We start from the raw sequence: 3,771 nt of genomic DNA, 5'->3' as shown, positions 1-3,771 counted from the left end.
CGCGATCGACGTCCTCGCCCGGGTCGGCGCCCAGACCGGCCGCGTCCTGCCCACCGAGCTGTACTTCGCCGCCTCCTCCGTCCGCGACGTCGTCGCCGTCGACCACCTGGCCCGCTTCCTCGCCGCCGTGCCCGAGCACGACCGCGACCCGCTCGCGGCCCACACCGTCCTCGACCCCACCACCCCCTGCCTCCCCGAGCTGATCACCCTCCTCGCCCGCCACCTCGGCGTCCGCCCGCCCCGCGCCCTGATCCCCGTCCCCCTGGTCCGCCGCCTCCCCCGCGTCCTCACCGGCGCCGACCCGGAGACCCTCACCTTCCTCTCCGAGGACCGCTACGACACCGGCTCCGCCGATCGCCTCGCCGCCGACGCCGGCCTCACCCACCCGCCCCTCGCCCCGGCCCTGACCCGCTGGGCCACCCGCCTGGCCGAGGAGGGATTCGGCGCACCGTGACGCCGGCGTGGGAAGTCGGCCCGGCCGACTTCCCACGCGCCACGCGCCACGCGCCACGCGCCGGACGTGTGACGTGCGGCAGTCGCCGTTGCCGGTCATCACCCGCTGGACGGCGGTTCCGGCCCGGGCCGAGCAGCCGTTCGCCCGGTGCCGGAACGCGGTGGCGGTCTCCTCGCGTTCGTCCGCCAGGGTCTCGCCGCGGGCGATCCGGTAGTGGATCAGGACCGTTGAGCGGCGGCCGGGTTCAGGCCGAGCAGGTAGGCGATGCGGGCCGGTCCGATCCGGGCCTCCGCCGTACACCGCCCGCCCGAAATCCGCTTGCCGTGGTGCGGAGCATCGGTGGCGTGGCCATCACCAGAGCGCGGGCCGTCGAGCTCGTCGCATCACTGCCGACCGAACTGCCGCCGGGGCAGCACGAGTTGGTGGTCCACGCGGTCGTGGAGCACAGCCTCGGGTGGATCATCTCCTGCGAATCGCCCGAGTTCGTCCGCACCGGCGACTGGCAGCACGCGCTCATCGGCGGCGGGCCCTACCTGGTGGACCTGCACGACTGGGCGGCGCTCTACCTCCGGCAGGTCAAGGGCATCCGGCCGCCCGACCCCCTGGCGGCGGAGGTGCGCACGCTCGCGCGGGCGGACGGCGCGGTCGTCGCGATGGCGCACCTGCGCCGCCGGGCGTCGCGGCTGAGCCTCCGGCAGGCGAAGGCGTACCTGCCGGCCGTACGGGAGGGGGCCGAGCCGCCCGAGTCGTTGGCGGACCTCACCGAGGAGAAGGTCGTCTGCCCTCCGTTGCCCATCGACACCGTACGGCCGGGACACGTCTGACCGGCTACGCCTCCCGCTCGAAGAGCAGCAGCGTCCAGTGGACCTCGCCCCGGCCGTGCAGGTCCGCGCGGGTGGCGCGGTGGAGGAGGCGCAGCCCGCAGTCGGCGGCGAGGGTGACGGTGGTCTCGTCCGGGAGGTCGAACATGTGGCGGCCCGGCGGGACGGGGCCGTGGCGGACGGTGAGGGCGAGCCGGCCCGCGGGGGCGAGGAGGCGGGTGAGGGCGGCCATCGCGGGTGGGCGCTCGGCGGGGGCGAGGTGCATCCAGACGGCGGTGAGCAGGACGAGGTCGTAGCACGCGCCCTCGGCGACGAGCGCGGGCAGTTCGGGCAGCGCGTCGGCGACCCAGCGCACGTCCGAGCCGGCGTGCAACCGCTCTCCGACGGCCCGGAGTTCAGGGGTCGGCTCGGCCGCGACCACCCGGTGGCCGAGGGCGGCGAGGGCGGCGGCGTCGCGGCCGGTGCCGGCGCCGACGTCCAGGACGGACGCGGGCGGGGCCGGGTACAGGTGGTGCAGCTCGCGGTGCACCTCGGTGAAGCTCACGCTCTCGTACTGGACGGCGAGTTGCTCGGCCGCCGCGCCGTACCCGGCGGTCCCCGCGGGCGTGTTCACTCCGCCTCCCGGACGGCCACCGCGTCCCCGGCCGCGGCCGCGCGGGCGAAGAAGTCCCGCAGCTCGCGCAGGTCGTGGACGACGAGCGTCGCCCAGACCTCGGACCACGGCGTCGGGTAGCCGAGGTGCACGGCCGTACGGGCGAGCACGCTGTTCTGCTGGCGGACGAGTTCGCCGAGCGCCGAGTCGCGCAGGAACGCGGAGGCCGCCGCGACCTGTTCGGGGCGCAGCACGGGCACGGCACCGTCCGGCAGTGCGCCGTCCGGCTGGCGCCGTCCGCCGCCGTAGACGGGCAGTCGGGCGGCCGGGTCGGGATGCAGGCCGTTCTCGGTGAGCGCGAGTTCCATCAGGACGGCGGTGCGCCGCACGCCGAGGGCGAGGCCGGCGGCGGCCAGCCGGTCGTACCGGACGTCGCGGTCGCGGGGCACGAGTTCGCCGAGTTGCTCCGGCGAGCAGGTGCCCACGGCCCGGCCCGGCAGGCGATGCCAGAAGTGATCCACTCTCACCCGCTCAGCGTAACGAAGGAACGGGGCCGTCACTCCTGCACCGAGCGGTTCGGGTCGCACCGCACCGCGCCACATCCGTTCAGGCCGGGACATACCGTACCGCTCCGGGTAGCCCGGACCGCCCGGAAGTCGCCCGGAACCCGCCCGGCTCGCCCGGACCGTGCGTTCGGGCGGTGCGTTCGGGCGGTGCGTTCAGGCTTCGCCCGGGTGCCAGGCGGGCCACTCCCAGGGACGGTCGGCCCAGTGGACCCGTTGCGGGTCGTGCGGGTCGAGGTCCGGGAAGAGCTGGTGGACGCGCGGCTCGAACTCCTCCTGCGCGAGCGGTTCCCAGCCGTGGCCCTCGAAGTGGATGAGGCGGTAGCGGCTGTCGGTCCGGAACTCGGCCACTTCGACCAGGGGTTTGGACGTGCTGTTGGTCTCCATGTCCCCCAGCATGTGGCGCGGTGGCAATCAACGCCCGTCCAGACCCCTCTTCCGGGTCATGTCCCGGCGTCGGCGCGCTCGTTGAGCACGGAAAGGTTCTGAGGGGGGCCGCTGGAAGGACGAGCACATGACTGGGCAGCCCACCGGAGGGCAGTGGCAGTGGCCGCAGAACGCTTGGCAGCCGCCGCCGGTCCCGACGAATCCGCTACCGCCGTGGTCCACCGCCACGCCGCCGCCGAGGCGTCTGTCACGCAGGGCCTGGACGGCCGCGATGGTCGGGACGGGCGCCGTGCTGGCCTCCGTCCTGGTGATGTGCGGGCCGGGGGCGGGTGACGAGCTGAGCGTGGCGGCGCTGCCGGAGGCCTCGCCCTCCGCCTCGGACCCGGCGGCGCAGTTGCTGCCGGTCTCCCCGTCACCGGCCACGCCGGCACCGTCCCCGCTGCCGCCGCCCACCCCGAGCGCGGTGATCGCGGTGGGCGGGCCGGGTACGACGGCGGCCGGGCCCGGGGCCGGTGCGACGACCGACGCCGCGCACGCCTCGGCGAGCGCGCGCCCCAAGCCGGGGCACAGCCCGCACGCCCCGGCTCCGGCCCGCGGCCCGTCGGCCGCGCCCACCTCGGCGGGTGCCGGGGCGGGCGGGGGCCGGAGCAGCATCTGCGACCAGGCCGAGCGGGCGGGCCACTGGCCGGCCGGGTCGGAGTCGGCCCGGCTCTGCCACAGCATCTACGGCTGAATCCACGGCTGAGCCGAGGGCGGCCCCGGAGTCATGGACGCGGCCGAACCGGTCGGGCCGGTCGGCACAACCGAACCGGTCGGAGCAAACCGAACCGGTCGGGCCGGCCTACCCGGTGGGGCCGGTCGGCGCGGTCGATCCGGTCGGCGCGGCAGAACCGGCCGGTGCGCCCGGGGCTCCCGCCGTCCCAGCAGTCCCTTGTCCAGCCGGGGTGCCAGTAC

Annotated in this window: 5 protein-coding genes and 1 pseudogene; 3 read left to right on the top strand and 3 right to left on the bottom strand. The window is 75.9% G+C overall.

From position 1 onward, the window contains the following. Window positions 1-454, top strand: a pseudogene (locus tag ACIQOV_RS32005) (hypothetical protein); the annotation flags it as partial. 344 nt (window positions 455-798) lie between these two features. Continuing rightward, a complete protein-coding gene (locus ACIQOV_RS32000) occupies window positions 799-1,278 on the top strand; it encodes a YrhB domain-containing protein (RefSeq protein WP_401054187.1) in 480 nt (159 codons plus the stop codon). A gap of 4 nt (window positions 1,279-1,282) precedes the next feature. On the opposite strand, the gene ACIQOV_RS31995 is transcribed toward ACIQOV_RS32000, so the two are convergent. The 3 genes from ACIQOV_RS31995 to ACIQOV_RS31985 form a co-directional block, all read right to left on the bottom strand. Continuing rightward, window positions 1,283-1,888 (bottom strand): class I SAM-dependent methyltransferase, encoded by a 606-nt coding sequence (locus ACIQOV_RS31995; RefSeq protein ID WP_401054185.1) that lies wholly within the window; start codon window positions 1,886-1,888, stop codon window positions 1,283-1,285. Next, on the bottom strand, window positions 1,885-2,394 hold the full coding sequence (locus tag ACIQOV_RS31990; RefSeq protein WP_401054184.1) for a hypothetical protein: 510 nt from the start codon (window positions 2,392-2,394) through the stop codon (window positions 1,885-1,887). Before ACIQOV_RS31990 ends, ACIQOV_RS31995 begins: the two co-directional genes overlap by 4 nt. Before the next feature lie 192 nt (window positions 2,395-2,586). Then, window positions 2,587-2,817 carry a hypothetical protein gene (locus ACIQOV_RS31985; protein WP_380549316.1) on the bottom strand — a complete coding sequence of 77 codons (231 nt, stop codon included), beginning with the start codon at window positions 2,815-2,817 and terminating at the stop codon, window positions 2,587-2,589. A gap of 271 nt (window positions 2,818-3,088) precedes the next feature. On the opposite strand from ACIQOV_RS31985, the gene ACIQOV_RS31980 reads away from it, so the two are divergent. After that, the gene (locus tag ACIQOV_RS31980; protein ID WP_401054183.1) at window positions 3,089-3,550 is read left to right on the top strand and encodes a hypothetical protein; all 462 of its coding nucleotides are present in this window, start codon (window positions 3,089-3,091) and stop codon (window positions 3,548-3,550) included. Window positions 3,551-3,771: the final 221 nt, after the last annotated feature.

Source organism: Kitasatospora sp. NPDC091257 (assembly GCF_044757675.1).
Taxonomy (GTDB): domain Bacteria; phylum Actinomycetota; class Actinomycetes; order Streptomycetales; family Streptomycetaceae; genus Kitasatospora; species Kitasatospora lactacystinica.
Note: the sequence above shows the minus strand (reverse complement) of the source record. Positions and strands in the feature narration are given on the sequence as shown.

What these genes read in the sequence shown, in the direction of transcription:
- ACIQOV_RS31985 (WP_380549316.1), bottom strand. Translation starts at nt 2,817, where the DNA reads ATGGAGACCAACAGCACGTCCAAACCCCTGGTCGAAGTGGCCGAGTTC.
- ACIQOV_RS31980 (WP_401054183.1), top strand. Translation starts at nt 3,089, where the DNA reads ATGGTCGGGACGGGCGCCGTGCTGGCCTCCGTCCTGGTGATGTGCGGG.